This is a genomic window from Pseudomonas sp. AC242, assembly GCF_979258655.1.
The window spans coordinates 3,885,701-3,911,852 of the sequence record NZ_OZ409873.1 but is presented as its reverse complement, the minus strand read 5'-3'; the positions used below and the strand labels follow the sequence as shown (position 1 = coordinate 3,911,852).

The window sequence follows — 26,152 nt, the reverse complement described above, 5'->3', positions numbered from 1 at the left end:
CAACTGTCAGTTTCTTGCGTCCCCCAGCGGGGCGTCATTTTCCGACGACAAGATCATTAGGGGCTTGTTACATGTCTGCTTCCCTCGCATTCGTCTTTCCAGGACAGGGTTCGCAGTCCCTCGGCATGTTGGCCGAGCTGGGCGCGGAATATCCGTTGATCCTCGAAACGTTCAAAGAAGCTTCTGAGGCTCTGGGCTATGACCTGTGGGCACTGACCCAACAGGGCCCGGAAGAGCTGCTCAATCAAACCGATAAAACCCAACCGGCCATTCTGACCGCTTCGATCGCCCTGTGGCGTCTGTGGCTGTCTGAAGGCGGAGCGCGTCCGGCATTTGTTGCCGGTCACAGCCTGGGCGAATACAGCGCGCTGGTCGCTGCCGGCAGCCTGACACTGGCTGACGCGGTCAAGCTCGTTGAGCGTCGCGGTCAGTTGATGCAGGAAGCGGTTCCGGCCGGGCAGGGCGGCATGGCTGCCATTCTTGGTCTGGAAGATGCCGACGTGCTGGCAGCCTGCGCAGAAGCTGCGCAAGGCGAAGTCGTCAGCGCCGTCAACTTCAATTCGCCAGGCCAGGTGGTAATCGCCGGGGCCAAGGCTGCTGTCGAGCGCGCCATCGAAGGCTGCAAGGCGCGTGGTGCCAAGCGCGCCATGCCGTTGCCAGTGAGCGTGCCTTCGCACTGTGAACTGATGCGTCCGGCTGCCGAGCGCTTTGCTGAATCCATCGCCGCCATCGACTGGCAGGCGCCGCAGATCCCGGTCGTACAGAACGTCAGCGCGCAAGTGCCGGCCGATCTGGAAACCCTCAAGCGCGATCTGCTCGAACAACTCTATAAGCCAGTACGCTGGGTCGAGTCGGTACAGACTCTGGCCGCCAAGGGCGCGACCAATCTGGTCGAATGCGGCCCGGGCAAAGTGCTGGCCGGTCTGAACAAACGTTGCGCCGAAGGCGTCGCGACTTCCAACCTCAATACCCCAGACGCTTTCGCTGCCGCCCGTACAGCGCAAGCCTGAATCAGGAGAAACTTGCATGAGTCTGCAAGGTAAAGTTGCACTGGTTACCGGTGCAAGCCGCGGCATTGGTCAGGCTATCGCGCTGGAACTGGGTCGTCAGGGCGCCATTGTCATTGGCACCGCGACCTCCGCTTCGGGCGCTGAGCGTATTGCTGCCACCCTGAAGGAAAACGGTATCCAGGGCACGGGCCTTGAGCTGAACGTCACCAGCGATGAATCGGTCAGCGCGGTGCTGGCAAGCATTCAGGAACAGTTTGGTGCGCCAGTGGCGATCCTGGTCAATAATGCTGGCATCACCCGCGATAACCTGATGATGCGCATGAAAGACGACGAGTGGTACGACGTGATCGATACCAACCTGAACAGTCTGTTCCGCCTGTCCAAGGGCGTTCTGCGCGGAATGACCAAGGCGCGTTGGGGCCGAATTATCAGTATTGGCTCGGTAGTGGGTGCCATGGGCAACGCAGGCCAAGTAAACTATGCAGCCGCCAAGGCCGGTCTGGAAGGTTTCAGCCGTGCGATGGCGCGTGAAGTCGGTTCGCGTTCGATTACAGTCAACTCGGTAACCCCTGGGTTTATCGACACCGATATGACGCGCGAGCTGCCTGAAGCACAGCGTGAAGCCTTGCAGACGCAGATTCCGCTGGGTCGTCTGGGACAAGCTCAAGAGATCGCGTCTGTGGTCGCTTTTCTTGCATCCGACGGTGCGGCATACGTCACTGGGGCTACAATCCCGGTGAACGGTGGGATGTACATGTAAGTAAAATGTGACGGATTGCTTCAAAAAAATGTCATACGAGCTGTCTAAAATCCGTTATAAAGCTGCAATCTATTTATAGGCAGAGGGCCGCAGGGTTTGAGGAGTGAAGCTTTCAGTTGAAAAGCTGAAAAGTCTTTCTATACACTTACCCACTGGCCAGCTGCCTGAATTTGTCCATTAGGAGTGAAAACAAGGTATGAGCACCATCGAAGAGCGCGTCAAGAAAATCGTTGCCGAGCAACTGGGTGTTAAAGAAGAAGAAGTGGTCAACACTGCTTCCTTCGTTGAAGACCTGGGTGCCGACTCCCTTGACACCGTTGAGCTGGTGATGGCTCTGGAAGAGGAATTCGAGACCGAAATCCCTGACGAAGAAGCTGAAAAGATCACTACTGTACAAGCTGCAATCGACTACGTTACTAGCCACCAGGCGTAATAGTTTGTAATCGTTGTTTGCTGTCATGGAAAAACCGCACTGCCATCATGGCGTGCGGTTTTTTCTTTAGGCCTGATGCAAAATCGTCATTTGAAAAAGGAGAGTGCTGTGTCGCGTAGACGCGTCGTAGTCACCGGTATGGGTATGTTGTCGCCACTGGGCACGGATGTGCCGAGCAGTTGGCAGGGCATTCTGGCTGGCCGCAGTGGCATTGGTCTGATCGAACACACCGACCTTTCTGCCTATTCCACCCGCTTTGGCGGCTCGGTAAAGGGCTTCAATGTCGAGGAATACCTGTCGGTCAAGGAAGCGCGCAAGCTCGACCTGTTCATTCAGTACGGCCTCGCCGCAGGCTTTCAAGCCGTGCGCAACGCCGGTCTGGAAGTCACCGACGCCAACCGTGAACGCATTGGCGTGGCCATGGGTTCGGGTATCGGCGGTCTGACCAACATCGAAGAAACCAGCCGTACTCTGCATGAGACGGGTCCGCGTCGAATCTCGCCATTCTTCGTGCCAGGCTCGATCATCAATATGATTTCCGGTTTCCTGTCCATCCACCTGGGCGCACAGGGACCTAACTACGCCATCGCCACGGCGTGTACCACCGGTACGCACTGCATCGGCATGGCGGCGCGCAACATCATGTACGACGAAGCCGACGTGATGATCGCCGGCGGTGCCGAAATGGCTGCATGCGGTCTGGGCATGGGCGGCTTCGGCGCGTCCCGTGCACTGTCGACCCGCAACGACGAGCCAACCCGTGCCAGCCGTCCATGGGACAAGGGCCGTGATGGCTTCGTCCTTTCCGACGGTGCCGGTGCACTGGTTCTCGAAGAACTGGAGCACGCCAAGGCGCGTGGCGCGACCATCTACGCCGAGCTGATCGGCTTCGGCACCAGTGGCGATGCGTTCCACATGACTTCGCCACCCGCCGACGGTGCCGGTGCGGCACGCTGCATCACCAATGCGTTGCGCGATGCGAAGATCAACGTCGATCAAGTGCAGTACATCAACGCCCACGGCACTTCGACCCCGGCCGGCGACCTCGCCGAAGCCAACGCGATCAAGTCGGTGTTCGGTGACCACGCCTATAAGCTGGCAGTCAGCTCGACCAAATCGATGACCGGTCACCTGTTGGGTGCGGCGGGCGCAGTCGAGGCGATCTTCAGCGTGCTGGCGATCAACAGCCAGGTCGCACCGCCGACCATCAACCTCGATGAGCCGGATGAAGGCTGCGATCTCGATTTTGTGCCGCACACCGCGCGCAACATGGACATCGATGTCGTGCTGTCCAACTCCTTCGGTTTTGGCGGCACCAATGGCACCTTGGCATTCCGCCGGTTCGCAGGCTGATGGACAGTTGGGTCGACGGTCAACCGGCTGACGCTCTGTCGCTGAAAGATCGCGGCCTGGCTTACGGTGATGGTCTGTTCGAGACTATCGCTGTGCGTAGCGGCCAGCCGATCCTGCTGGATCGGCACCTGACGCGTCTGGCCGATGGCTGTTCGCGTCTGGCCATTGCGGCCGATATCGAGCTGATTCGCCATGAGCTGCTGAGTTATGCAGCAGCGATGGGTGAGGGTGTGCTCAAGCTCATCCTCAGCCGTGGCGACGGTTTGCGCGGTTATGCGCCCGACCCGGCGGCGCCGGGCCGACGCATTCTGCAAGGCAATCCTGCGGCGACTTATCCGGCTGTGCATGCTGAACAAGGCGTTCGCCTGTTTCCCTGCAACACGCGACTGTCCAAACAGCCGCTTCTCGCCGGACTCAAACATCTCAATCGATTGGAGCAGGTTCTCGCCCGTGCCGAATGGCAGGACAGCGAGCACGCCGAAGGCTTGATGCTGGATCAGGTCGGTCGAGTGATCGAGGGCGTGTTCAGCAATCTGTTTCTGGTAAGCGACGGTGTGCTGATAACGCCGGACCTCAAGCGTTGCGGTGTCGCCGGGGTGATGCGCGCCGAAATATTGTTTCAGGCCGAGTCATTGGCCATCCCCACGCAAATCGCCGATATCAGCCTCGAACAGCTGCAATGGGCTGATGAAGTGTTTGTCTGCAACAGTGTTTATGGTGTCTGGCCGGTACGCGCCTGTGCTGCACTGAGCTGGCCGGTTGGCCCGCTCACCCGTAAACTGCAAACCATTGCCCGCGCCCTATTGGATGCCTGATTTTGAGACGTAAACTTTTGCTGCTGCTGGAAACCGGACTGGTTCTGGCAGGGCTGTTGCTGGGCGCTAGCGCCTGGAAGATTCACTCCGCACTGGAGCAGCCGCTGAACATCACGCAGGAAGAGCTGCTGGATGTGCCGAAAGGCTCGACACCGACCCGTACTTTCCTTTCACTTGAAACCGATGGCGTCATCAAGGATGCGTTCTGGCTGCGGGTTTACTGGCGCTTCAATCTCGCGGGCACGCCGATTCACAGCGGTGAGTACCGTATGCAACCGGGCATGACCGTCAATGGTCTGATCGACTTGTGGAAGCGTGGTGAAGTGGTGCAGTACAGCCTGACGCTGGTCGAGGGCTGGAATTTCCATCAGGTGCGCGCGGCGTTGGCCAAGGATGACAAGGTCGAGCAGACCCTGGACGGTTTGAGCGACAGCGACGTCATGGCGAAGATTGGTCATAAAGGGTTGTTCCCGGAAGGCCGTTTCTTCCCTGATACCTACCGCTTTGTGCGCGGCATGTCCGATGCTGAGTTGTTGAAGAAAGCCTTTGATCGCCTTGATGAAGTGCTGGCGAAAGAATGGGAAAGTCGTTCTGCCGATGTGCCGTACACCGAACCTTATCAAGCGCTGATCATGGCGTCGCTGGTCGAGAAGGAAACCGGCGTGCCGCAGGAGCGTGGGCAGATTGCCGGTGTCTTTGTGCGTCGCTTGGCCTTGGGCATGCAACTGCAGACCGATCCGACCGTCATCTATGGTCTGGGCGATCGCTATACCGGTAAGTTGACCCGCGCGCATCTGAAAGAGCCGACGGCGTATAACACTTACGTGATCCCCGGCTTGCCGCCGACGCCGATCGCGATGGTTGGCCGCGAAGCGATTCACGCCGCATTGAACCCGGTAGACGGTACCAGCCTGTACTTTGTTGCGCGTGGTGACGGTAGTCATGTGTTCTCTGACGATCTCGATGCACATAACAATGCGGTGCGTGAGTACCAGCTCAAGCGCCGTGCCGATTACCGCTCCAGCCCTGCGCCGGCGCAAACGCCTGAAGCGGCTCCCGCTGCCGAGGATGCGATTCCTGCGGCATCTCCGGATGTAACACCGGAGTCGGTGCCACAGGTGGCACCACAGGAGCCAGCGCCGACTCCAGAAGCCGCCGCCCCACAAAACACGCAATGACTTTGATTAAGGACTGCCTGTGACTGGCTTGTTTATTACCCTGGAAGGCCCGGAAGGCGCCGGCAAAAGCACCAACCGCGAATACCTCGCCGAGCGCCTGCGCGCCGCCGGTATCGAAGTGGTGCTGACCCGTGAGCCCGGTGGCACGCCGCTGGCCGAGCGAATTCGCGAGGTGCTGCTGGCGCCGGCTGACGAAGTCATGAATCCGGATGCCGAACTGTTGCTGGTATTCGCCGCACGTGCCCAGCATCTGGCCGAAGTGATTCGCCCGGCCATGGCCCGAGGCGCGGTGGTCCTGTGCGATCGCTTTACCGATTCCACTTACGCCTATCAGGGCGGCGGTCGCGGCTTGTCACTGGAGCGCATCGCCGCGCTGGAAACCTTTGTGCAAGGTGATCTGCGCCCGGACCTGACGCTGATTTTTGATCTGCCGGTGGAAATCGGTCTGGCCCGCGCCAATGCCCGCGGTCGTCTGGATCGTTTTGAATTGGAAGGTCGGGCTTTTTTCGAGGCCGTGCGTAGCGCTTTCCTCAAACGTGCCGAAGCCGATCCTGCGCGCTATGTGCGCATCGATGCCGGTCAGCCATTGGCCAAGGTTCAACAATCGCTGGATACCCTGATTCCGAATCTGCTGGAGCTGGCCCGTGGCTGAGGCCTACCCGTGGCAGGACAGCCTCTGGCAGCAACTGGCCGGGCGTAAGCAGCACGCACACGCCTATCTGCTGCATGGCCCGGCCGGCATCGGCAAGCGCGCGTTGGCCGAACGCTTGATGGCCAGCCTGTTGTGCCAGCGGCCGACGCCGGAAGCTTGCGGCGAGTGCAAATCCTGCCTGCTGCTCAAGGCCGGTAGTCACCCGGATAATTACATCCTCGAACCGGAAGAAGCCGACAAGGCCATCAAGGTTGATCAGGTGCGTGATCTGGTCAGCTTCGTGGTGCAGACCGCACAGCTTGGCGGGCGCAAAGTGGTGCTGATCGAGCCAGTCGAGGCGATGAACATCAACGCTGCCAACGCCTTGCTCAAGAGCCTTGAAGAACCGTCCGGCGATACCGTGTTGCTGTTGGTCAGCCATCAGACCAGCCGTTTGCTGCCGACGATCAAGAGCCGCTGCGTGCAACAGGCCTGTCCGCTGCCCGGCGAAGCGATGAGCCTGCAATGGCTGGCTCAGGCGTTGCCGGATTGCTCCGAAGACGAACGTGTCGAATTGCTGACGCTGGCGGCCGGCTCGCCGTTGATGGCGGTCAGTCTGCAGTCTCAGGGCGTGCGCGAGCAGCGTGCACAAGTAGTCGAAGGCGTGAAAAAACTGCTCAAGCAGCAGCAGTCGCCGACGCAACTGGCCGAAGAATGGAAAAGCATTCCGATGCTGCGTCTGTTCGACTGGTTCTGCGATTGGTCGAGTCTGATCCTGCGTTATCAGCTGACTCAGGATGAAGCCGGCCTCGGCCTGACCGACATGCGCAAGGTCGTACAGTACCTGGCGCAGAAAAGTGCGCAAGGTAAAGTCCTCGATATTCAGGACTGGATCCTCGCCCAGCGCCAGAAAGTCCTGAGCAAGGCCAACCTCAATCCGGCCTTGCTGCTGGAAGCGTTGTTGGTGCAATGGGCGGGATTGCCTGGTCAAAGATAAGAATGTGTACCTAGACTCTGAACATCAGCAGTGGAGGTCAACATGAATGAACCCGTCAGCCCGGGGCCGCGCAACGGCATTTTGTCCCTGACCATCAAGGACAAGTCAGTGCTCTACGCCGCCTACATGCCGTTCATCAAGAACGGTGGCTTGTTCATCCCGACCAACAAGAGTTACAGGCTGGGCGATGAGGTGTTCATGCTGCTCAACCTGATGGACGAGGCCGAGAAGATCCCGGTGGCTGGCAAGGTCGCGTGGATCACCCCGAAAGGGGCGCAAGGCAATCGCGCTGCCGGCGTCGGCGTACAGTTCAACGATGGCGACAATACCGCGCGCAGTCGCATCGAAACCCATCTGGCCGGAGCGCTTAAATCCGACCGTCCCACTCATACGATGTAAGTAGCCGTTTTTTTATGCTTGTAGATTCCCATTGTCACCTTGATCGCCTTGACCTCGCCGCCCATGACGGCTCGCTGGATGCCGCACTGGATGCGGCCCGTGGGCGCGGAGTAGGGCACTTCCTGTGTATCGGCGTGAGTGCGGACAACGCCGCTGACGTCAAAGCCCTGGCTGAGCGTTATGACGACGTTGATTGTTCGGTTGGCGTGCATCCGCTCGATGTGCAACCCGGCGCAGCCCCAGCGCTGGACTGGCTGCTGCACGAACTCAACCACCCGAAAGTGGTGGCGATCGGTGAAACCGGTCTGGATTATCACTACGAGCCGGAAGCGGCCGAGCTGCAGCAAGAGTCATTCCGTCTGCACCTGCAAGCGGCGCAGCACACCGGCAAACCGGTGATCATCCACACCCGTGGCGCCCGTGCCGACACCCTTGAGTTGCTGCGCGAAGCGGCGTTGCCGCAGGCCGGTGTGCTGCATTGCTTCACCGAAGACTGGGACATGGCCAAAACGGCGCTGGACATGGGTTATTACATTTCCCTGTCGGGCATTGTCACGTTCCGCAATGCCGATGCGTTGCGCGACGTCGCGAGCAAGGTCCCGGCCGATCGTTTGCTGGTGGAAACCGACTCGCCTTATCTGGCGCCGATCCCTTATCGCGGCAAGCCCAATCTGCCGCAGTATGTGCGCGAAGTGGCGGAATTCCTGGCCATGCTGCGCGGGAAAACTACGAGCGTTTTGCCGAGCAGACCACCGAGAACTTCAAGCATCTGTTCCCGCTGGCCTCCGTTAAATCTGCCGTGTAGGAGCTGCCGAAGGCTGCGATCTTTTGATCTTGATTTTGACAGGCAAAGGCAAAAGATCGCAGCCTGCGGCAGCTCCTACAGTTGTGATGTGCAGGTAGCTGCGCCAAGCGTTAAATCGCAGGCAAAAAAAACCCGGGTTCTGGGGGGTGAATCCGGGTTAAGACCATTAGGAGTAAAACAAAGGCACGCGGTCCCTTGGTACCTTTACCGGCGCGACACTTGGGGGAGATGTCGCCCGACAGTTCAAGTATTGATCAGTCTGGCGTGCAGTCCAGTTAGCCGGTCGGGGTTTTTAAACAAATTTGGAATACGTTCGCTTCAGTTGAGTTCTCATTGCGCCCAAAACGTTCTCAAAATGAACAAGAAACACAGATATGGTCGGATGATCCGTGCATTTTTGCGCAAGTTAGGCATAATACGCGGCTTCGAATTTTGACCCTTCAGACCTTTTCTTATGCACAAAGAACCTCGTAAGGTCCGTGAGTTTCGTCGCCGCGAGCAAGAAATTCTCGATACCGCGCTCAAGCTGTTCCTCGACCAAGGTGAAGACAGTGTCACCGTCGAGATGATTGCTGATGCCGTGGGTATCGGCAAAGGCACGATCTACAAGCACTTCAAATCCAAGGCCGAGATCTATCTGCGCCTGATGCTCGATTACGAGCGTGATTTGAACGAGCTGCTGCATTCGGCCGATGTCGACAAGGACAAGGAAGCGCTGTCCCGCGCCTACTTCGAATTCCGCATGCGCGACCCGCAGCGCTATCGCCTGTTCGACCGTCTCGAAGAGAAGGTCGTAAAAGGCAATCAGGTGCCGGAAATGGTCGAGGAGCTGCACAAGATTCGTGCCTCGAACTTCGAACGCCTGACCCTGCTGATCAAAGGGCGCATCAGCGAAGGCAAGCTCGAAGACGTGCCGCCGTACTTCCACTACTGCGCGTCCTGGGCGCTGGTGCACGGCGCTGTCGCGCTGTATCACTCGCCGTTCTGGAGCAATGTGCTGGAAGATCAGGAAGGTTTCTTCCAGTTCCTGATGGACATCGGCGTGCGCATGGGCAACAAGCGCAAGCGTGATCCGGAAACCCCAAGCAGCTGAGCCATTCAGCTGCCTTATTGCGCCATGATTTAGCTACATGACGCAGTACCGCAGGAATATACTCAGGCATAGGGCTTGCTAAAACTTGATTTGTGAGTCAAGTTTTAGCGGCTCGAAATTCTTTCGCCGGAGTGATCATGATCGTTGACCGTCAAGGCAGGCGTTTTCGCAATTTGCGGATCAGCCTGACCTCAGCCTGCAATTACGCGTGTACCTACTGCGTGCCTAACGGCAAGCGGCTGGTGGCTGCGCAGGATGAGCTGTCGGCTGAAGCCATGGCCCGCGGCGTGGCGTATCTGATCGAAGCCGCCGGTATCGAGCGTCTGCGCATCACTGGCGGCGAGCCGCTGGTCAGTCCCAAGCTCGAATCGTTCATGACCGCTGTCGGCAAGATGGGCCTGGAAGACATCAGCCTGACGACCAACGGTCAACTCCTCGCGAAGAAACTCCCGTTGCTGGTAGATGCCGGTCTGCGTCGGATCAACGTGTCCCTCGATACCCTCGACGCCGGTGCTTTCCGCAGCATCGCCCGTGGCGGCGATCTGGCCACCGTGCTGGATGGCATGGATCAGGCGAAAGCGGCGGGGATGAAGATCAAGGTCAACATGGTGCCGTTGCGCGGGCAGAACCTCGATCAGGTCATGCCGCTGCTCGATTACTGCCTGGAACGCGGATACGAACTGCGCTTCATCGAATTGATGCGCATGGGCCACCTAGCCAAGGACAACAATGCGTTCCTGCAACAGTTTGTCAGTCTGCAGCAGCTGTTGGAGCTGATTGGCGAACGTTATGAGTACGCACAAACCGATGCGCCCGTAGACGCCACCGCCGTGCGTTACGCAATTCCCGGTCTTGGCAACTTTGGTGTGATCGCCAACGAAAGCGTGCCGTTCTGCCGGACGTGCTCGCGGTTGCGCTTGTCGTCGACCGGTTGGCTGCATGGCTGTCTGTCGTCGAGCAACCGCCACTATGTTGGTGATCTGCTCGACAAGCCGCGTCATCAGGCACTGCCGGCGCTTCAGCGTTTGCTGGTCAAAGCGTTGGGCGATAAACAGGAAGTGGCGTTCTCGGGCGGTGCTACCGTCATGAAGATTATCGGCGGCTGAACTTCCCTCATCGCTAGCAGGCTAGCTCCCACAGGTTGAACGCATTCCAAATGTGGGAGTGAGCTTGCTCGCGAAGGCGATCCATCATTCGCCAAAAATCCCGAGCTGGCGCAAAAGCTGCATCCAACGGCCATTCGCCGGTTTTCCGTCACCGGCCTCTGGAGGAATAGGATGCGTAGCCTGGTTTTGCTGCTGGCCGTTTTGGCGCTTGGCGGCTGTATGACTGTCAGCGATATGGCCGAAGGCACTCGCTACCAAATGAGCGACGCAGGCTTGCTGGACCACAGCGATAGCCGCCGCGTGAACAACTTCCGCATTCAGCCGGACTCGTTTATCTACATCGCTCAAGGCGCGTTCGCACCGCCGGGTGGTTCTTACCCACGGCCGAACGTTGTGGCTGAAGAAGCCTTCAAAGGCTTCGTCGAATACTTCCCGATGGTCCGCCGTGCCCGTGCGCCGGAAGGCCTCGATCAGGCGATGGGCGAAGCTCGCGATGCTGGCGCGCACTATCTGCTGTACACCCGCTTCGCCAAGGCTGACGACCGCATCGGCAACTCCGATGAATGGCTCGATGAAGAAGCGGTTGATCGTCTCGGCATCGACGGCGGCGTGATTCAGATCATGTTGATCGAGACCAGCACCCAGTATTTGATTGATACTGCACGGATCAAGAGTCGTGGCGGTTTACTGACGTTCCACGACAGCAAGCCCGAAGACCTGATCGGCCCGCCGCTGGCCCAGTACGCGCGCAGTCTGTTGGGAGTCGGCGACCAATAATTCAAGGAGAACGCCATGAGTGGCCCGCAAAAAGCCAATGACCTGTTGGGACAGATCCCGAAAACCAAAGGCCTGCCGCCGGTGCACTTGTGGAACCCGGACTTCTGCGGCGACATCGACATGCGCATCGCTCGCGACGGCACCTGGTATTACCTGGGCACTCCGATCGGGCGTAAGCCGATGGTCAAATTGTTCTCCACGATCATGCGCCGCGATGGCGATGATTATTTCCTGATCACGCCGGTCGAGAAGGTCGGGATCAAGGTTGATGATGCGCCGTTCGTGGCGATTGCGGTCGAGGTTGAAGGCGAGGGCGAGGCGCAGCTGTTGCGCTTCACCACTAACGTCGATGAAACCGCCGAGGCCGGGCCGGAGCATCCGATCCGCGTCGAGATTGATCCGACAACGCAAGAACCCGCGCCTTACGTGCATGTGCGTACCAACCTTGAAGCGCTGATCCACCGAAATGTGTTCTATCAACTGGTGGAAATGGCGGTCAGCCGCGAAATCGACGGGCAGCGTTGGCTCGGTGTGTGGAGTGGCGGCGAGTTCTTCCGCATCGGCCTCGAACCTTAAAAGATCGCAGCCTTCGGCAGCTCCTACATGGCGTACATCTGTAGGAGCTGCCGAAGGCTGCGATCTTTTTTTGTCGTTGACACCTAATCATATGATGATTAGCTTAATCACCCATCGCGATCCGCTTTGAGGTGTTCATGTCCAGCAGCTTTCACGCGTCGACGGTCGACTGGCTCGGCAGCTGGATCGCCGCTGGCCAAGTCAAACCCGGGCAGACCATCAAGGTCGAGGCCGATCTGGGCGAACAGCTCGGTGTCAGCCGCACCGTGATCCGCGAAGCAATCAAAACCCTCGTCGCCAAAGGCATGCTCGAAGTCGGGCCGAAAGTCGGCACCCGCGTGCTGCCGGTGCGGCGCTGGAACCTGTTCGATCCGCAAGTCGTCGGTTGGCTGTCGCGCAACGGGCTACCGGAAAACTTTGTCGATGACTTGCTCGACCTGCGCCGCACTATCGAACCCATGGCTGTGCGCTGGGCGTGTGAGCGGGCGACGCTGGACCAGATCGAAGCGGTGCAACTGGCCTATAACGCCCTTGAGCGCGCGGTCGACAGCGGCACCGATTACAACCGCGCCGACCAGTTCTTCCACGAATGCATTCTCGCCGCCAGCCACAATCAATTCATCGAACAAATGGTCCCGGCCCTCGGCGCATTGCTGGCGGTGTCGTTCGAAGTCTCCGCCGCTGACCCGGATGAACTGCGCCGTACGCTACCCATCCACAAGGACATGGCCGATGCCATCGCCGCCCGCGATTCTGCGCGCGGCGTGTGGGCGTGCATGACCCTGATCGACAACGCGGACTTGGCGATCAAACGCTTCTACCCGAAAGTCATGGCCGACAAAAAAGCCAGCTGAATACACAGATCCACTGTAGGAGTGAGCCTGCTCGCGATAGCGTCGTATCAGGCAAAGTAGCTTCGACTGGTCCACCGCGATCGCGAGCAGGCTCACTCCTGCAGTTAAAACAAGAACAATGGAGACCGTTATATGCCGTGGACCGCCCTGACCCAACACCGCGCTCAACTCGGTGAAGGCCCGTTCTGGGACGCGCCGACCCAGGCGTTGTACTGGGTCGATATCGCCGGCAAACAGGCGCTGCGCTTGATCGGTCAGAACGTACAGATCTGGCAGATGCCTGAACACGTTTCCGCGTTCATCCCCTGCGCCAGCGGTGACGCACTGGTGACCCTGAGTAGCGGCGTCTATCGCCTCGATCTCGACTCCCCAGGCCTCGAACCGCGACTGACGCTGTTCTGCGTCGCCGACCCGCAACCCGGCAATCGCCCCAACGAAGCGCGCTGCGATGGCCAGGGTCGTTTGTGGCTCGGCACTATGCAAAACAACATCGGCGAGAACGGCGAAGATCTGCCGATCACCCGTCGTTCCGGTGGCCTGTTCCGCATTGATCCGGATAAACGTGTCACGCCATTGCTGCGCGGCCTGGGCATTCCCAACACGCTGCTGTGGAGCGACGACGGCACCACAGTCCTGTTCGGTGACAGTCTCGATGACACGCTGTATCGCTATTTTATTCACGCCGACGGCAACCTTGATGCTGCGCAAGTCTGGTATGGCCCCGACCAGCAGGGTGGCCCGGACGGTTCTGCGATGGACGCCGAAGGCTACATCTGGAATGCCCGTTGGGACGGCAGTTGCCTGCTGCGGCTGACACCTGATGGCAAGGTCGAGCGCAAAATCGATCTGCCTGTCAGCCGCCCGACCAGTTGTGTATTCGGCGGTGAAGACCTGAAAACCCTGTTCATCACCAGCGCCCAGAGCCCGCACAACCATCCATTGGATGGCGCAGTTCTGTCGATGCGCGTGGATGTTGCAGGAAAACTCTGTACGCGGTTTGCGGATTAAATCCCAAAATATGGGATGCAAAATTATATATTGAGATTATTCTGCGGTCGGGTTTATAGTCGGCTCCAGCAGTAACACGCACTCACACTTAAAAAGAACAAAACAGGTGAAGTGATGCAGCGAATGTCTATCGCACTCCCGCGTGGAGTCCGCGTCTCGCAACGGCTCGATGCCGTCGGCCGCGCCTGCCTGTTTCGTTCAAACCGCCTTCCAGACCGGACACCGGCAGATGCCCGGTTTTTTTGTGCCTGCGAAACAGGAGTCCTGATCCATGGCTGAACCTCTTTCCCTGCCGCCGGTGCCCGCACCGCCGAAGGGCGAGCGTCTGAAAAACAAGGTCGTGCTGCTGACCGGCGCCGCGCAAGGTATCGGCGAAGCCATCGTCGCGGCCTTCGCTTCGCAGCAAGCGAAACTGGTTATCAGCGATATCCAGGCCGAGAAAGTCGAGCAGGTTGCCGGCCATTGGCGTGAGCAGGGTTACGATGTGCAAGCGCTGAAGGCGGATGTCTCGCATCAGCCTGATCTGCACGCCATGGCCAAACGCGCCGTTGCGCTACACGGACGCATCGATGTGCTGGTCAACTGCGCCGGTGTCAATGTGTTCCGCGATCCGCTGCAAATGACCGAAGAAGACTGGCATCGTTGTTTCGCCATCGATCTGGACGGTGCCTGGTTCGGTTGTAAAGCGGTACTGCCGCAGATGATCGAACAGGGCATTGGCAGCATCATCAATATCGCGTCGACCCATTCCAGCCACATCATTCCCGGCTGCTTCCCGTACCCGGTGGCCAAACACGGTTTGCTCGGCCTGACCCGCGCACTTGGCATCGAGTACGCCGCGAAAGGCATTCGCGTCAACGCCATCGCCCCGGGCTATATCGAAACGCAACTGAACGTCGATTACTGGAACGGTTTCGCCAACCCGCACGCCGAGCGTCAGCGCGCCTTCGATCTGCACCCGCCGAAACGCATCGGTCAGCCGCTCGAAGTGGCGATGACGGCGGTGTTTCTGGCCAGCGATGAAGCACCGTTCATCAATGCGTCATGCATCACCATCGATGGTGGTCGCTCGGTGATGTACCACGACTGAGCACAGTGGCTTTCACGCGGGTAAATCCGTTTGCAATCCAATCATCATACGATATGACTATTGTCAGAAGATTTTGCAGGAACACGCTTTAACGTTTTTCAAACATTGCTCAAAAAAAATAACAAGGAGTCAGCTTATGAAACGTCGTTTCGGGATTCGTACCCTGTGCAGTACCGCTCTGGCGGTCACCGCGTTCAGCCTGAGCAGTGCGCTGCTCGCTGCCGATACTGTGAAAATCGGTTTTCTGGTGAAACAGGCTGAAGAACCGTGGTTCCAGACCGAGTGGGCCTTCGCCGAGAAAGCCGCCAAGGACAAGGGCTTCGAACTGATCAAGATCGCCGTGCCGGATGGCGAGAAGACCCTCTCGGCGATCGACAGTCTGGCGGCCAACGGCGCCAAAGGCTTCGTGATCTGCCCGCCGGATGTCTCGCTCGGCCCGGCGATCATGGCCAAAGCCAAACTCAATGACCTGAAAGTGATTGCCGTCGATGACCGTTTCGTCGACGCCAACGGCAAGTTCATGGAAGACGTGCCGTACCTCGGCATGGCCGCGTTCGAAGTTGGCCAGAAGCAGGGCAATGCCATGGTCGCCGAAGCGAAGAAGCGTAACTGGGACTGGAAAGACACCTACGCGGTGGTCAACACCTACAACGAACTCGACACCGGCAAGAAACGCACCGACGGCTCGGTGAAATCCCTTGAAGACGCCGGCATGCCGAAAGATCACATTCTGTTCGCCGCACTGAAAACCCTCGACGTACCGGGCAGCATGGACGCCACCAACTCGGCTTTGGTGAAACTGCCGAGCGGCGCAAAAAACCTGATCATCGGCGGCATGAACGACAACACCGTGCTCGGCGGTGTGCGCGCCACTGAAGCGGCCGGTTTCGCCGCCGCCAACGTGATCGGCATCGGCATCAACGGCACCGACGCCATCGGCGAGCTGAAAAAGCCTAACAGCGGTTTCTTTGGCTCGATGCTGCCAAGCCCGCACATCGAAGGCTACAAAACCGCAGAGATGATGTTCGAGTGGGTCACCACCGGCAAAGAACCGCCGAAGTACACCGCCATGGACGACGTCACCCTGATCACCCGCGAGAACTTCAAGCAAGAGCTGGAAAAAATCGGCTTGTGGAACTGATGCAGCGACGGCCCGGGCAGCCGGGCCGTTTTTCGGTGTGAAGAGGTGGCTTTATGCACGCGCAAGTACAAACACAACAACACAGCTCCGGCGGCAGCCTGCGCTTCAACGGGATCGGCAAAACCTTTCCTGGCGTGAAAGCGCTGGACGCAATCAGCTTTGTCGCCCATCCCGGCCAGGTTCATGCCTTGATGGGCGAGAACGGCGCCGGCAAATCGACCCTGCTGAAAATCCTCGGCGGCGCTTACATCCCGAGCAGTGGCGAGTTGCAGATCGGCGAGCAGACCATGGCGTTCAAGTCGACGGCTGACAGTATCGGCAGCGGCGTCGCGGTGATTCACCAGGAGCTGCATCTGGTGCCGGAAATGACCGTCGCCGAAAACCTGTTTCTCGGCCATCTGCCGGCCAGTTTCGGTTTCATCAATCGCGGTGCCCTGCGCCAGCAAGCGTTGAATTGCCTGAAAGGTCTGGCGGATGAAATCGATCCGCAAACCAAGGTCGGACGCTTGTCCCTCGGCCAGCGACAACTGGTGGAAATCGCCAAAGCGCTGTCGCGCGGCGCCCATGTGATCGCTTTCGACGAACCGACCAGCAGCCTCTCGGCCCGTGAGATCGACCGCTTGATGGCGATCATCGGGCGCCTGCGTGACGAAGGCAAAGTCGTGCTTTACGTCTCGCATCGCATGGAAGAAGTGTTCCGCATCTGCGACGCGGTGACGGTGTTCAAGGACGGTCGCTACGTGCGCACCTTCGACGACATGAGCCAGTTGACCCACGATCAACTGGTGACCTGCATGGTCGGGCGCGACATTCAGGACATCTACGATTACCGCCATCGTCCACGCGGCGCCGTCGCGCTGAAGGTCGCCGGCCTGCTCGGCCCGGGCCTGCGCGAGCCGATCAGTTTCGAGGCGCACAAAGGCGAAATCCTTGGCTTGTTCGGACTGGTCGGGGCAGGGCGCACCGAGCTGTTTCGCCTGCTCAGTGGCCTTGAGCGCATGACGGCCGGACGCCTCGAACTGCGAGGTCACGAACTGAAGTTGCGCTCACCGCGCGATGCGATTGCCGCCGGGGTTCTGCTGTGTCCGGAAGATCGCAAGAAGGAGGGCATCATCCCGCTCGCCAGCGTTGCCGAGAACATCAACATCAGTGCCCGCGGCGCCAACTCTGGCCTCGGTTGCCTGATTCGCGGTTTGTGGGAAAAGGGCAACGCCGACAAACAGATCAAGGCGCTGAAGGTGAAAACCCCGCATGCCGGTCAGCAGATCAAATTTCTGTCCGGCGGCAATCAGCAGAAGGCCATTCTCGGTCGCTGGCTGTCGATGCCGATGAAGGTCCTGTTGCTCGACGAACCGACGCGCGGCATCGATATCGGTGCGAAAGCGGAGATCTACCAGATCATCCATAACCTCGCTGCCGAGGGCATTTCAGTGATCGTGGTGTCCAGCGACCTGATGGAAGTGATGGGCATTTCCGACCGCATTCTGGTGCTCTGTGAAGGCGCTCTGCGCGGCGAAATCAGCCGTGACCAGGCCAATGAATCCAACCTGCTGCAAATGGCTTTGCCGCGCCACCGCGCTGACGGCGTGGCGAACTGAGAGGTGACTATGATGACAACCCAAAACGAAACCCTGCCCAAAGAGCGCAAACCTTTGGACATGCGCCGCTTCCTCGATGACTGGGTCATGCTGCTGGCGGCGATCGGCATTTTCATTGCCTGCACGCTGCTGATCGACAACTTCCTTTCGCCGCTGAACATGCGTGGCCTGGGCCTGGCGATTTCCACCACCGGGATCGCCGCGTGCACGATGTTGTACTGCCTGGCGTCGGGGCATTTCGACTTGTCGGTGGGCTCGGTGATTGCCTGCGCCGGCGTGGTCGCGGCGGTGGTGATGCGCGACACCAACAGCGTGTTTCTCGGTGTCAGCGCGGCGTTGGTAATGGGCCTGATTGTCGGGCTGATCAACGGGATCGTGATCGCCAAGTTGCGGGTCAACGCCTTGATCACGACGTTGGCGACCATGCAGATTGTTCGCGGTCTGGCGTACATTTTTGCCAACGGCAAAGCGGTGGGCGTGTCGCAGGAATCATTCTTCGTCTTCGGTAACGGCCAGCTGTTTGGCGTGCCGGTGCCGATTCTGATCACCATCGTCTGCTTTCTGTTTTTTGGCTGGCTGCTGAATTACACCACCTACGGACGTAACACCATGGCCATCGGTGGCAACCAGGAAGCGGCGTTGCTCGCGGGTGTGAATGTTGATCGGACCAAGATCATTATCTTCGCCGTGCATGGGGTGATTGGTGCGTTGGCCGGGGTGATTCTGGCGTCGCGGATGACCTCGGGGCAGCCGATGATTGGTCAGGGTTTTGAGCTGACGGTGATCTCGGCTTGCGTGTTGGGCGGGGTGTCGTTGAGCGGCGGGATCGGCATGATCCGGCATGTGATTGCCGGGGTGTTGATTTTGGCGATCATCGAGAATGCGATGAACCTGAAGAACATTGATACCTTCTACCAATATGTTATCCGTGGTTCGATCCTTTTGCTGGCGGTGGTGATCGACCGCCTCAAACAACGCTAAAAATCAAGAGCCCCTCACCCCAGCCCTCTCCCAGAGGGAGAGGGGGCCGACCGAGGTGTCTTGCGTAATCCGTCGACCTGAAAGTTCTCGTCGACTATGGATTCGGAAAAGCACTTTCGGGTGGATTGTGGATTCGGCAAAGCACTTTCAGGTCGGCGTACCTCTTGAGCATCCCCCATTCAGTCCCCTCTCCCTCCGGGAGAGGGCTAGGGTGAGGGGCTTTTGATTCTCCCGCCTTTCGTCACTATCCCCAAATTTTCCTTGCCCGCCCGCACCCGTTTCGGGTATCAATTTGTACATGATTAGACAGGTACGATTTGACAAGAAACAACGGGTGGTCGACGAACTCGTCCGGCGCATCGAGAGCGGCCTCATGGAGGACGGCTTTCTGTTGCCCGGCGAGCATCAGTTGGCTCAAGAATTCCAAGTCAGCCGAGGCACGCTGCGCGAAGCGCTGGCCGAACTGAAACGGCGCAATTACATCGCCACGCAAAGCGGAGTCGGCTCAATCGTCACCTTCGATGGTGTCGCGCTCGACCAGCGCAGCGGCTGGGCACAGGCCTTGGCCGATAGCGGGGCGATGATCAACACCGAAGTGCTGCGCCTGGAAGCTGTGACCCGGCCAGACCTGCTATCGCGGTTTGGCACTGACCAATTCATCACCCTCGACCGTCGCCGCCGCTCCAACGAAGGTACGCTGGTGTCCCTCGAACGCTCTTTGATGCCAGCGACTGGCGGCCTGGAAAGCCTGCCGCGCGTCGGCCTGATCGACAACTCCCTGACCATCACCCTGGCCGCGTACGGCTACATCGGCGAGCGCGGCGATCAATGGATCGGCGCCGAGCCGCTGAATGCCGAAGATGCTGAACTGCTCGGGCGCCCGGTCGGCACCGTTTTCCTCAAAGCGCTGCGCACTACCTACGACCGCCAGAACCGTTTCATGGAGCTGGTCGAAAGCCTGCTCGACCCGGTGCATTTCCGTTTGCACCTGCAATTTGGAGAATCGAAATGACCGCGCTCAACCGTGCCCTCGGCGCTTTCTATGGCCTGGCCCTCGGTGATGCGCTGGGCATGCCGACGCAATCGCTGAACCGCGAAACCATCAAGACCCGTTTCGGCCAGATCACCGATCTGCAGGACGCCGGTCCGTTGCAACCGATCGCCGCGAACATGCCCAAAGGTTCGATCACCGACGACACCGAACAGGCGATTCTGGTCGGCGAGTTGCTGATCGAAGGCAAGGGCCGCATCGAGCCGGCGATCCTCGCGCAACGCTTGATCGAGTGGGAGGCCGAGATGCAGGCCAAGGGCTCGCAGGATTTGCTCGGGCCGTCGACCAAGCGCGCCATTGAAATGATTCTCGCCGGCCATTCGCCGGAAGAAGCCGGACGTTACGGCACCACCAACGGCGCGGCGATGCGCATCACGCCGGTTGGGATCGCGGCAGATGTTGCCGATCCTGAGCGCTTTATTGCGGCAGTGGTACAAGCTTGCCAAGTCACTCACAACACCACGCTGGGGATTTCCAGTGCGGCGGCGGTAGCGGCGGTAGTGTCTGCTGGCATCAATGGCGTGGACTTGGGCGAGGCGCTCAACCTCGGCCAGCAAATCGCTCAGCAAGCCGAGGCGCACGGGCACTGGGTCGCCGGTGGGCGTATTGCCTCGCGGATCAGTTGGGCGCGCACCATCAGTGTTGATAGCGACAAGGCTTTACTGGCCGATCTGCTCTACGACGTGATCGGCACTTCGGTGGCGTCGCAGGAGTCGGTGGTGGTCTCGTTCGCACTGGCGCAGCAAGTGGCGGTCGGTGAGATGAGTGCGTTCGATGCGCTGTGCATGGCGGCGAGTCTGGGCGGCGACACTGACACCATCGCGGCGATTCTCGGGGCGATGCTGGGGGCCTGCCTGGGTCTTGAGTGTTGGCCTGGCGCGATGATCGAGACGGTGAAGGCCGTTAATCATCTGGAGCTTGAGCCGTTGGTGCAGGGGCTGTTGGCTTTGCGCTGATTGAACTGACGGCATCGCTGGCAAGCCAGCTCCCACAGGTTTTTGCTGTGAACACACTTTTGTGTACACCCCCGATCCCTGTGGGAGCTGGCTTGCCAGCGATAGGCGCAGCGCAATTTTCGAATTTTCAACCCGCAATGGATCGCGCAGACAGGCCGAGGAAGGCCGCGATGTCTTGTCGTTTTGCATCATTGCCACAACCACAAAAAAGGCAAACAGGAGCACCTTCATGAGTTCATCATCCGCCGGGCAAAGCGCCGGGCAACTGGAAACCCGCGGCATCGAACCGGTGCCGGAAGCCGAGTGCAACGGCCATCCGCTGCAACTGTTCTGGGTCTGGTTCGCTGCCAACATCTCCATCCTCGGTCTGCCGCTGGGTGCCACGCTGGTCGCGTTTCGCGGGCTGGCGATCTGGCAGGCAATCATCGTCGCGATCATCGGTGCCGCCGGTTCGTTTGCCGTGGTCGGGATCATCTCGATTGCCGGCCGTCGTGGCCGCGCACCGAGCCTGACGTTGTCGCGAGCGATCTTCGGCGTGCGCGGCAATATCGGCCCGACACTGGTCTCGCTGATGTCGCGTCTGGGCTGGGAAACGGTCAACACCACCACCGCTGCATTCGTGCTGCTGTCGTTGTGCTCGATCCTGTTCGGCTCGCCGGTCGAAGCGAAAAGCGCGCCGATACTGACGCTGATCTTCATCGCCATTTTCGTTCTGCTGACCCTGTCGGTGTCCGGCCTCGGCCATGCGACCTTGCTGGTGATTCAGAAGTGGGCGACCTACGTGTTCGGCGCGCTGAACATTCTGGTTGGCGGCTTCCTCTGCGCAACCATCGACTGGAGCGCGGTGTTCAACGCCACGCCAGCGCCGATGAGCGCAATGATCATCGGTATCGGTACCATGGCTGCCGGCACTGGCATTGGTTGGGCCAACGCGGGCGCCGACATGTCGCGCTATCAGCACCGCAGCGTCAAGGCTGTGCGTCTGGTTGCGTCCGCTGCATTCGGTGCGGGGATTCCGCTGGTGTTGCTGATCACCCTCGGCGGTTTGCTGTCGGTGGGCAATAACGATCTTGCTTCGGCGACTGACCCGATCGTGGCAATCCGCGACATGCTGCCAACCTGGATGGCGGTGCCGTACCTGATCACCGCATTCGGTGGCCTGTTGCTGTCGAACAACCTGTCGGTGTATTCCGCCGGTCTGACCACGCTGACTCTCGGCCTGAAGGTCAAACGCGTCTACGCGGTGGTGGTCGACATCGTTGCGATCTTCGCCGGTTCGATCTACTTCATGCTGATCGCCGACAGCTTCTACGGCCCGTTTATCACGTTCATTTCCCTGCTGGCGGTGCCGATCACCGCGTGGGTCGGGATCTTTGTCGTCGACTTGATTCACCGTCACTACTACAGCCCGAAAGACCTGCTCGACGTCAGCCCGAGCAGCGCTTATTGGTATCGCGGCGGCATCGAGTGGCGTGCATTCGGCGCCTGGGCGATTGCCATCGTCCTCGGCTTCAGCTTCACCACCATCGGCACCACTGCCGAGAACGTCTGGTTCAAAGGCTTTCTGTCTGATTCGTGGCTGGGCCACAACGGCCTCGGCTGGATTGTGACCTTCGTCGTCGCTGGTGGGATTTACTGTGTACTGGGCGGGGCGAAAGATCGCCGCGCCACGCCAACCGAGAATGCTCATGCCTAAGATGTTGCACACCGGCCAGGTCATCATCGACCTGGTCATGGCCGTGGATAAACTGCCGCAGATTGGCGGTGACGTGCTCGCGCAGTCGGCCGGTTTCGAAGCCGGTGGCGGTTTCAATGTAATGGCAGCGGCGGTACGTAATGGCTTGCCGGTGGTTTATCTTGGCCGGCATGGCACCGGACGTTTCGGCGATCTGGCGCGTCAGGCGATGAATGCCGAGGGGATTCACATCGGCATCACCGAACCCGCAATGAAAGACACCGGTTTGTGTGTGGCGCTGACCGATGCGTCGGCCGAGCGCAGCTTTATTTCCTATATCGGCGCTGAAGGTGAAGTGACTGAAGAGGATTTGAACAGCGTCGCGACCGAGGCGGGCGATTACGTTTATCTGAGCGGCTACAGCCTGCTCCACGAGGGTAAGGCGCAGGCGTTGCTCGATTGGACATTGGCGTTGCCGGCGACAATCAACGTGGTGTTCGATCCGGGCCCGCTGGTTGAATCACCGGACTCGCCGCTGATGAAAGCGTTGCTGCCACGCATCGATGTGTGGACCAGCAACAGTGTCGAAGCACTGCGGTTTACCGGCGCTGAGGATATTGGCGTGGCACTGGATCGTCTCGCTGAGCATCTGCCCAACGAGGTGTTGATGGTTGTGCGTGACGGGCCGCAGGGTTGCTGGATTCAACAGGCCAACGAGCGTCGGCATGTGCCGGGGTTTGCTGTGAAAGCGGTGGACAGCAATGGCGCCGGTGATGCCCATGCCGGGGTGTTCGTCGCCGGATTGGCGCAGGGCTTGTCTGCCCATGAAGCAGCGCGGCGGGCGAATGCTGCAGCGGCGCTGGCGGTGACGCGCTGGGGGCCGGCGACTTCACCGGGTGCGACTGAAGTGGATGCGTTTTTCCGCGAGTCCGGCGGCGCCTGATCTACCGCCATCGCTGGCAAGCCAGCTCCCACAAGTTTTTTTGGTGAACACACATTTGTGTACACCCCGGTTCCTGTGGGAGCTGGCTTGCCAGCGATTAGGCCATCAGCCTCAAGTCAAAACTTGAATTGGCCGCTCGCCGCATCGGCAACGAGCGACCGCAGGACTACTGCAGATCCAGCTTGCGCGCCGCCTCAACGCCGGCGGCACTGAGCTTGATCGGCAGGTTCAACGAATGCTCGCCAGCCTCGTTGCAGGTCACATGACCATGGTGAATCAATCCGCGATCCTGCAGGGCGGCGAGGGCGCTGGCCACGACTTTCTCGCCCCGGTAATTGTCCAGCACCTCCTTGCCCAGACCACTCGGATGGGCATGCAGCAGGCGGGTGAGGACTTCTTTTTCCAGGTTTTTATCGACGTTCATGGGTACCTCTTCATGGATGTGAATAGGACGCTCGCGTCGGCGAACTACTGACCGGAGCCTTCGGAACCGGAGCCACCGGTGGTGGTTTTGGAACCGACGCCGGGGCCCGCGTTGTCTGGCGTGGCGGGGGCGTCGGGGGTGTTCATGCCGCCCTGACGACCCGGGTCACTGCCCTGAGTGCGCGGATCGGTGCCGGTGGCGGGCGGTTGATTGATCAACGGCACGCCCGAGCCATCGGTGTTCATGCCGGGGGCACTGTTGATGGCGGGTGCGCGGGGTGGGGTAGGATCGGTAGGGCCGGTGCCCGCAGCGGTGGCGGATGCGGCGAAAACCGCAGGGCAGAGCAGGGCGCTGAATACGAAAGCAGTCAACCTTGACGGGATCATAGGGCATCTCCAGTGATTGGAATCCTTACCTGTCGTTGGTCTGCCTGCTGATCGAATTGGTGCCTGATGAACGACGAACGGTCTGGATTGCCTGCGCCGATTTCAGACTGATCCGTCGCCAGAGCAAGCGGCCAAGGGTGATCAGCCAGTTGGCCAACGCGACGAGCAATACCGTCAAAAGCAGCGTGCTCATGCCGTGCTCGACGATGATTTTCCCGGCCAATAACGGGAAGCCGAATACGCCGATGAAGTACGAAAGACTGAACAGCAACAACGCCTGCGATGTGGTGCCGGCCGGTGCTTCGTTGGCGGCGAGGCCGTTGATCACCGAATAGGTCAGGCCATAACCGACGCCGAGCATCAGCGCCGCCAACAGATAGCTGAATCCGCTGTGCACACCGAACGCGAACAGCGCAATCGAACCCAGCATCAGTCCCGACAGCAGGCACGATGCGCGTAATGGATCACGCTTGACGACATATCCCGAGATCAGCATCCGACTGCTGATCGCGGCACTCATGAAACCGAGAAAGAACAACGAATAATCCAGCGAAAGGGCGGCGGCATAACTTGTCTGAAAACTCGACAGGCCACCGAATACGCAACCGCCGAGACCGACCATGATGATCGGAAACAGGGCGCGTGAACCGAGCACTTGAGTGGTCGTCTGCCAGGTGATTCTTGCCGCGGTTGTGGCTTGGGTACTTTTCAGTTTTGCGCCAAGCTGCCAGAGCAGCAGCACCCCGATCAGGCTTGCCAGCGCCGCCAGATAAAATGCCGAGGTCACCGGCAACCCCAATGCACTCGCCGCACGACCCAGTAATGGCCCACTGCCGATGCCGGTCATCATGCTGCCGGACAGCAAGGCGAAATATTTGGCCCGCTGCGCCGGCGTCACCAGACTGGCAACGATAATCGGTCCCAAGGTGTAAAAAACGCCCCAGCCCAATCCCAACAACAAACCGAAAAACAGCAGCAAATGACCGAACCCCGGCGTCAGCGCAAAACCCAGGCTCGCCGCCACCAGCAACAGCCCGAACACTGCAATCGAACGCGCCGCCCCGAGCCAGTCCGACAAATGCCCGGACACCAGCACCGCGACAAACGTACTGAGCATCGCCGCCGAAATCACACTCCCCGCATCGTGTTCATTACCGCCGCGAGAGCCGATCAACAGCGACAGCAAAAACGTCGAGCCGTAGGACAGCGATAGCAGATAACTGGCGAGGCAGAACAGGCCGAACAACTTGCTCGATACCGTGGGTGTTGCTTGCGACATGACGCGGTTCCTTGACCGGAAAAATTCAGCGTCATCTGTTTAGCACGGCGGGCCGGCGGATTAGGTCTGAGGTTGGCGAAGTCAGGATCGCTGCGCGCCGGAGTAACGCTCAGGCAATGCCGATCTCTTCCTTGAATTGTTCCATGAAACCTTTCAGGCGTTGATGACGGACCTGCGCCAGACGCTGGCCAGCGTCTGTCTGGAAACCGTCCGCGAGGTGCAGCAGCTTGGTCTGGAAATGATCGAGGCAAAAACGCGTGTCATCGTAACTGCGTTGTTTCGCTTCGGGATCCTGCGGGTCGTACAGCGCCGAACCCATGCGTCCGGCGATGTAAAAGGTTCGGGCGACACCGAGCATGCCCAGTGAGTCGAGGCGGTCGGCGTCCTGGACGATTTTCGCTTCGAGGGTGCGCGGAGTGATGTTGGCGGAGAAACTGTGGGCTTCGATGGCGTGGGCGACGGCCGTGATTTTTTCGCTGGGCCAGGTCATTTCGGCGAGCACCGATGAAGCCTTTTCTGCCGCCAGACGCGAGGCTTGCGCGCGCAGTGGCGAGTTTTTCTCGACAGCCACGCAATCGTGCAGGAGCACCGCAGCGAGTAGCACCTCCAGATCACCGCCTTCTTCTTCATGCAGCGTACGCACGTTGTGCCAGACGCGCTGCAAGTGGGCGAGGTCGTGGGCGCCGTCGTCGGACGGCTCCAATGCGTACGGCAGTAACTCTGCTGCCAGTGCCGCCACGGGCGTAAAACTATCTAAGTTCATAAGCATCCTTTCAGATTGTCTCAGTTCCTGTGGGAGCGAGCCTGCTCGCGAAGAGGCAGTATCAGTCACC

The 26,152-nt window shown here is 59.5% G+C and carries 27 protein-coding genes and 1 pseudogene; 24 read left to right on the top strand and 4 right to left on the bottom strand.

Translation table 11 applies throughout. From position 1 onward, the window contains the following. The first annotated feature begins 71 nt into the window (after positions 1 to 71). From fabD to ACZZ0A_RS17405, 24 genes and pseudogenes are all read left to right on the top strand, one after another. The gene (gene fabD / locus ACZZ0A_RS17520; protein ID WP_463543514.1) at positions 72 to 1,010 is read left to right on the top strand and encodes an ACP S-malonyltransferase; all 939 of its coding nucleotides are present in this window, start codon (positions 72 to 74) and stop codon (positions 1,008 to 1,010) included. 16 nt (positions 1,011 to 1,026) lie between these two features. Next, entirely contained in the window at positions 1,027 to 1,770 is a 744-nt protein-coding gene (fabG, locus tag ACZZ0A_RS17515) for a 3-oxoacyl-ACP reductase FabG (RefSeq protein ID WP_007908254.1), read from the top strand. Positions 1,771 to 1,966: 196 nt separating this feature from the next. Further along, complete coding sequence (acpP, locus tag ACZZ0A_RS17510; RefSeq protein WP_003175607.1) at positions 1,967 to 2,203, top strand: acyl carrier protein; 237 nt, start codon at positions 1,967 to 1,969, stop codon at positions 2,201 to 2,203. A 108-nt stretch (positions 2,204 to 2,311) separates the two neighbouring features. Then, on the top strand, positions 2,312 to 3,556 hold the full coding sequence (fabF, locus tag ACZZ0A_RS17505) for a beta-ketoacyl-ACP synthase II (RefSeq protein WP_007908259.1): 1,245 nt from the start codon (positions 2,312 to 2,314) through the stop codon (positions 3,554 to 3,556). Beyond that, positions 3,556 to 4,371 (top strand): aminodeoxychorismate lyase, encoded by an 816-nt coding sequence (gene pabC / locus ACZZ0A_RS17500; protein WP_007908266.1) that lies wholly within the window; start codon positions 3,556 to 3,558, stop codon positions 4,369 to 4,371. Before fabF ends, pabC begins: the two co-directional genes overlap by 1 nt. A gap of 2 nt (positions 4,372 to 4,373) precedes the next feature. Further along, positions 4,374 to 5,549 (top strand): endolytic transglycosylase MltG, encoded by a 1,176-nt coding sequence (gene mltG, locus ACZZ0A_RS17495; RefSeq protein WP_042704950.1) that lies wholly within the window; start codon positions 4,374 to 4,376, stop codon positions 5,547 to 5,549. A gap of 19 nt (positions 5,550 to 5,568) precedes the next feature. Further along, on the top strand, positions 5,569 to 6,201 hold the full coding sequence (gene tmk / locus ACZZ0A_RS17490; RefSeq protein WP_463543512.1) for a dTMP kinase: 633 nt from the start codon (positions 5,569 to 5,571) through the stop codon (positions 6,199 to 6,201). Further along, entirely contained in the window at positions 6,194 to 7,177 is a 984-nt protein-coding gene (locus tag ACZZ0A_RS17485) for a DNA polymerase III subunit delta' (RefSeq protein WP_463543511.1), read from the top strand. The genes tmk and ACZZ0A_RS17485 overlap by 8 nt, the downstream gene beginning before the upstream one ends. Before the next feature lie 42 nt (positions 7,178 to 7,219). Continuing rightward, complete coding sequence (locus tag ACZZ0A_RS17480) at positions 7,220 to 7,576, top strand: PilZ domain-containing protein (protein WP_007908272.1); 357 nt, start codon at positions 7,220 to 7,222, stop codon at positions 7,574 to 7,576. A 14-nt stretch (positions 7,577 to 7,590) separates the two neighbouring features. Further along, positions 7,591 to 8,381, top strand: a pseudogene (locus tag ACZZ0A_RS17475) (TatD family hydrolase). 454 nt (positions 8,382 to 8,835) lie between these two features. Next, complete coding sequence (locus ACZZ0A_RS17470; RefSeq protein ID WP_007908276.1) at positions 8,836 to 9,474, top strand: TetR/AcrR family transcriptional regulator; 639 nt, start codon at positions 8,836 to 8,838, stop codon at positions 9,472 to 9,474. Positions 9,475 to 9,611: 137 nt separating this feature from the next. Then, positions 9,612 to 10,580: a GTP 3',8-cyclase MoaA gene (locus tag ACZZ0A_RS17465; RefSeq protein ID WP_007908278.1), complete on the top strand. Its 969-nt coding sequence runs from the start codon at positions 9,612 to 9,614 to the stop codon at positions 10,578 to 10,580. A 171-nt stretch (positions 10,581 to 10,751) separates the two neighbouring features. Next, positions 10,752 to 11,357 (top strand): DUF4823 domain-containing protein, encoded by a 606-nt coding sequence (locus ACZZ0A_RS17460; RefSeq protein WP_007908280.1) that lies wholly within the window; start codon positions 10,752 to 10,754, stop codon positions 11,355 to 11,357. A gap of 15 nt (positions 11,358 to 11,372) precedes the next feature. Then, positions 11,373 to 11,933, top strand: a complete 561-nt coding sequence (locus ACZZ0A_RS17455) for a DUF1285 domain-containing protein (protein WP_007908283.1) — start codon at positions 11,373 to 11,375, stop codon at positions 11,931 to 11,933. A gap of 137 nt (positions 11,934 to 12,070) precedes the next feature. Beyond that, positions 12,071 to 12,787, top strand: a complete 717-nt coding sequence (locus ACZZ0A_RS17450; protein ID WP_007908284.1) for a FadR/GntR family transcriptional regulator — start codon at positions 12,071 to 12,073, stop codon at positions 12,785 to 12,787. A gap of 132 nt (positions 12,788 to 12,919) precedes the next feature. Further along, positions 12,920 to 13,795: an SMP-30/gluconolactonase/LRE family protein gene (locus tag ACZZ0A_RS17445; protein ID WP_007908286.1), complete on the top strand. Its 876-nt coding sequence runs from the start codon at positions 12,920 to 12,922 to the stop codon at positions 13,793 to 13,795. A 271-nt stretch (positions 13,796 to 14,066) separates the two neighbouring features. Continuing rightward, positions 14,067 to 14,885 (top strand): SDR family oxidoreductase, encoded by an 819-nt coding sequence (locus tag ACZZ0A_RS17440; RefSeq protein WP_007908288.1) that lies wholly within the window; start codon positions 14,067 to 14,069, stop codon positions 14,883 to 14,885. Between the two features lie 136 nt (positions 14,886 to 15,021). Continuing rightward, positions 15,022 to 16,026, top strand: coding sequence for a substrate-binding domain-containing protein (locus ACZZ0A_RS17435; RefSeq protein WP_007908290.1), 1,005 nt, complete (start codon positions 15,022 to 15,024; stop codon positions 16,024 to 16,026). A gap of 53 nt (positions 16,027 to 16,079) precedes the next feature. Beyond that, positions 16,080 to 17,624, top strand: a complete 1,545-nt coding sequence (gene araG / locus ACZZ0A_RS17430) for an L-arabinose ABC transporter ATP-binding protein AraG (RefSeq protein WP_463543510.1) — start codon at positions 16,080 to 16,082, stop codon at positions 17,622 to 17,624. A gap of 12 nt (positions 17,625 to 17,636) precedes the next feature. Further along, positions 17,637 to 18,605 carry an L-arabinose ABC transporter permease AraH gene (gene araH, locus ACZZ0A_RS17425; RefSeq protein WP_042704903.1) on the top strand — a complete coding sequence of 323 codons (969 nt, stop codon included), beginning with the start codon at positions 17,637 to 17,639 and terminating at the stop codon, positions 18,603 to 18,605. 298 nt (positions 18,606 to 18,903) lie between these two features. Next, on the top strand, positions 18,904 to 19,617 hold the full coding sequence (locus ACZZ0A_RS17420; protein WP_007908297.1) for a GntR family transcriptional regulator: 714 nt from the start codon (positions 18,904 to 18,906) through the stop codon (positions 19,615 to 19,617). Beyond that, positions 19,614 to 20,612 (top strand): ADP-ribosylglycohydrolase family protein, encoded by a 999-nt coding sequence (locus ACZZ0A_RS17415; RefSeq protein WP_414916862.1) that lies wholly within the window; start codon positions 19,614 to 19,616, stop codon positions 20,610 to 20,612. The genes ACZZ0A_RS17420 and ACZZ0A_RS17415 overlap by 4 nt, the downstream gene beginning before the upstream one ends. A 229-nt stretch (positions 20,613 to 20,841) precedes the next feature. After that, the gene (locus tag ACZZ0A_RS17410) at positions 20,842 to 22,308 is read left to right on the top strand and encodes a purine-cytosine permease family protein (RefSeq protein ID WP_463543509.1); all 1,467 of its coding nucleotides are present in this window, start codon (positions 20,842 to 20,844) and stop codon (positions 22,306 to 22,308) included. Beyond that, positions 22,301 to 23,230 (top strand): PfkB family carbohydrate kinase, encoded by a 930-nt coding sequence (locus ACZZ0A_RS17405; RefSeq protein WP_463543508.1) that lies wholly within the window; start codon positions 22,301 to 22,303, stop codon positions 23,228 to 23,230. Before ACZZ0A_RS17410 ends, ACZZ0A_RS17405 begins: the two co-directional genes overlap by 8 nt. A 166-nt stretch (positions 23,231 to 23,396) precedes the next feature. Here ACZZ0A_RS17405 and ACZZ0A_RS17400 read toward each other — a convergent pair whose 3' ends face one another. The 4 genes from ACZZ0A_RS17400 to ACZZ0A_RS17385 form a co-directional block, all read right to left on the bottom strand. Then, positions 23,397 to 23,654, bottom strand: a complete 258-nt coding sequence (locus tag ACZZ0A_RS17400; RefSeq protein WP_016986009.1) for a hypothetical protein — start codon at positions 23,652 to 23,654, stop codon at positions 23,397 to 23,399. A 44-nt stretch (positions 23,655 to 23,698) separates the two neighbouring features. Continuing rightward, on the bottom strand, positions 23,699 to 24,040 hold the full coding sequence (locus ACZZ0A_RS17395; RefSeq protein ID WP_007908306.1) for a hypothetical protein: 342 nt from the start codon (positions 24,038 to 24,040) through the stop codon (positions 23,699 to 23,701). A gap of 25 nt (positions 24,041 to 24,065) precedes the next feature. Next, positions 24,066 to 25,319 carry an MFS transporter gene (locus tag ACZZ0A_RS17390; RefSeq protein WP_463543507.1) on the bottom strand — a complete coding sequence of 418 codons (1,254 nt, stop codon included), beginning with the start codon at positions 25,317 to 25,319 and terminating at the stop codon, positions 24,066 to 24,068. Positions 25,320 to 25,428: 109 nt separating this feature from the next. Next, positions 25,429 to 26,082: an HD domain-containing protein gene (locus ACZZ0A_RS17385; RefSeq protein WP_463543506.1), complete on the bottom strand. Its 654-nt coding sequence runs from the start codon at positions 26,080 to 26,082 to the stop codon at positions 25,429 to 25,431. Between the last annotated feature and the right edge of the window lie 70 nt (positions 26,083 to 26,152).